We start from the raw sequence: 3,230 nt of genomic DNA on the forward strand, positions 1-3,230 counted from the left end.
CGTCTTCAGCGGTCACGTCCGCCTTGCTGAAGATTTGCTGGAAATGCTCGTGAGTCACGGCAGCGAAATGCGCACGGTCTTCCGGCGCCACGCCCAGGACCACGGCGTAAGTGGTCAGCGCTTCGCCCTGACCTTTAGCCATGTCTTCGGACAGCTCGTTCATCATGCCATTCATGGCAAACCAGGATTTGCCGCCGTAAGTCAGCGACGAATTCGTGGCGCACCCGTTGGTGCCGGAGGTCATGCCGAAGGTCGCGTTACCGGACGTGCCGTTGGTGATGGAGGCCATGAAGTGAGCCGGGGTGCCACGCTGACCTTCGAACAGCATGTTGCCCCAACCGCAATCCGGGCCGCCTGGGGCTTGCGCCATGGCGTTGAGGGATACAACGGTGAAGAGAGTACCAAGAAGAATCCGTTTCATAGCTTTGTTCTCTTTGAGTGCATACCGATGGACAAGGGAGACTGGAGCCATTTTGGCGCCAGTTAGGCCGGTTATTGGTCCAGCCGCGCAATTTGGAGTTTAGGCACGATCCCCGGGTTCCGTGATTTTTTGCAAAACATCCGCTGAAATCATTGATTTAGCCCCGGACTGCCTGGAGATACCCGATTGTCTATGCTTTGGCTTGAGGCGCGCCTTGCAAGTGAGGTGTGGGCAGCGCCAGAATGCCGCTATCTGCCCCGCCTGATGTAAGGAAGCCCGATGCCTGATCCTGTTGCTGCCAGCTTGCGTCTAGCGCCTGAAGCGCTGACCCGTCCGTTTTCCGCTGAACAGTTCAGCTTCTCTACCACCAATGATCTGGAGCCCTTCCGCGGTGTGCTTGGCCAGGAACGTGCGGTCGAAGCCTTGCAGTTCGGTGTGGCCATGCCACGCCCCGGTTACAACGTCTTTGTCATGGGTGAGCCCGGCACCGGCCGGTTCTCGTTCGTCAAACGTTACCTGAAGGCCGAAGGCAAGCGCCTGCAGACCCCGGCGGACTGGGTCTATGTCAACAACTTCGATGAACCGCGCGAGCCTCGCGCCCTGGAATTGCCGTCAGGCACCGCGGGCGCGTTTATCGGCGACATCAATGCTTTAATCGACAACCTGCTGGCGACCTTTCCGGCGGTGTTTGAACACCCGTCCTACCAGCAGAAGAAAAGCGCTATCGACCGCGCCTTCAATCAGCGCTACGACAAGGCGCTGGACATCATCGAGCGTCTGGCCCTGGAAAAAGAAGTCGCCCTGTACCGCGACGCCAGCAACATCGCGTTTACCCCGATGAGCGAAGGCAAAGCACTGGATGAGGCGGAATTCGCCCAGCTGCCGGAAGCCGATCGCGAACGTTTTCACGAGGACATCTCCGGTCTGGAAGAGCGTCTGAACGAAGAGCTCGCCAGCCTGCCGCAATGGAAGCGTGAGTCGAGCAATCAGCTGCGCCACCTCAACGAAGAAACCATCACGTTGGCGTTGCAGCCGTTGCTGTCCCCCTTGTCCGAGAAATACGCCGAGAACGCCGCCGTGTGCGGTTACCTGCAAGCGATGCAGGTTTACCTGCTGAAAACGGTTGTCGAGCAACTGGTGGACGACAGCAAGACTGACGCCATTGCCCGCAAGCTGCTGGAAGAGCAATACGCGCCGAGCCTGGTGGTCGGGCATTCGGCCAGCGGCGGTGCGCCGGTGGTGTTCGAGCCGCACCCGACTTATGAAAACCTGTTTGGCCGCATTGAATACAGCACCGATCAGGGCGCGCTGTACACGACCTATCGGCAACTGCGACCGGGTGCGTTGCACCGGGCCAACGGCGGTTTTCTGATCCTTGAAGCGGAAAAAATGCTCAGTGAGCCGTTCGTCTGGGATGCGCTCAAGCGCGCCCTGCAATCGCGCAAGCTGAAAATGGAATCGCCGCTCGGTGAGTTGGGCCGTCTGGCCACCGTGACCCTGACACCGCAACACATTCCGTTGGCGGTCAAAGTCGTCATCATCGGTGCCCGTCAGCTGTATTACACGCTGCAAGACCTCGATCCGGACTTCCAGGAAATGTTCCGCGTCCTGGTGGACTTCGACGAAGACATCCCGATGGTCGACGAGAGCCTGGAGCAGTTCGCCCAGTTGCTCAAAACCCGCACCTCCGAAGAAGGCATGGCCCCGTTGACGGCGGATGCCGTAGCGCGTCTGGCCACCTATAGTGCGCGCCTGGCCGAGCACCAGGGGCGTTTGTCGGCGCGAATCGGTGACTTGTTCCAGCTGGTCAGCGAGGCGGATTTCATTCGCCATCTGGCCGGCGACGAGATGACCGACGCCGGGCACATCGAGCGTGCGCTCAAGGCCAAGGCCACCCGTACCGGGCGCGTCTCGGCGCGGATCCTCGATGACATGCTGGCCGGGATTATCCTGATCGATACCGATGGCGCCGCAGTCGGCAAGTGCAACGGGCTGACGGTACTGGAAGTCGGCGACTCGGCCTTCGGTGTGCCGGCACGTATTTCCGCGACGGTGTATCCGGGCGGCAGTGGCATTGTCGACATCGAGCGTGAGGTCAACCTCGGGCAGCCGATTCACTCAAAAGGCGTGATGATCCTCACGGGGTATCTGGGCAGTCGTTACGCCCAGGAGTTCCCGCTGGCCATTTCCGCGAGCATCGCCCTGGAGCAGTCCTACGGGTATGTCGATGGCGACAGTGCATCGCTGGGCGAGGCCTGTACGCTGATTTCGGCCTTGTCGAAAACACCGCTCAAGCAGTGTTTTGCGATCACCGGCTCGATTAACCAGTTCGGTGAAGTGCAGGCGGTAGGCGGGGTCAACGAGAAGATCGAAGGCTTCTTCCGACTCTGCGAAGCGCGCGGTCTGACTGGTCAACAAGGGGCGATCATTCCACACGCGAACGTTGCAACGTTGATGCTCGACGAGAAGGTGCTGGCCGCGGTGCGTGCGGGGCAGTTCCATGTTTACGCAGTGCGTCAGGCGGACGAGGCCTTGAGCCTGTTGGTCGGTGAGCCTGCCGGTGCTCCGGATGAAAATGGCGAGTTCCCGGAAGGCAGCGTCAATGCGCGGGTGGKTGAGCGACTGCGAGTGATCGCGGAAATGATCAGCGAGGAAGACCTCAAGGAAGCGGAAAAAGAGATGGCGCAAGAGGCGTTGGCAGAAACAAAGCCAGCCTGACGCAAAACAACCTGAGGTTCACACCGAACCACTGTGGGAGCGGGCTTGCTCGCGAATGCGGTTTTTCATTCAACAGGAATGTTGGCTGACC

2 protein-coding genes are annotated in these 3,230 nt (G+C 59.9%); one reads left to right on the forward strand and one right to left on the reverse strand.

All coding sequences use genetic code 11. From position 1 onward, the window contains the following. Window positions 1-421, reverse strand: a 421-nt coding sequence (locus AC1DRJ_RS22360; RefSeq protein WP_477804055.1) for a DUF3015 domain-containing protein, incomplete at its 3' end; no start/stop codon positions are given. A 279-nt stretch (window positions 422-700) separates the two neighbouring features. Between AC1DRJ_RS22360 and AC1DRJ_RS22365 the strand changes: the two genes are divergently transcribed. Continuing rightward, a complete protein-coding gene (locus AC1DRJ_RS22365) occupies window positions 701-3,139 on the forward strand; it encodes a Lon protease family protein (RefSeq protein WP_477804056.1) in 2,439 nt (812 codons plus the stop codon). Window positions 3,140-3,230 lie beyond the last annotated feature (91 nt).

The organism is Pseudomonas sp. P5_B2, from assembly GCF_056400445.1.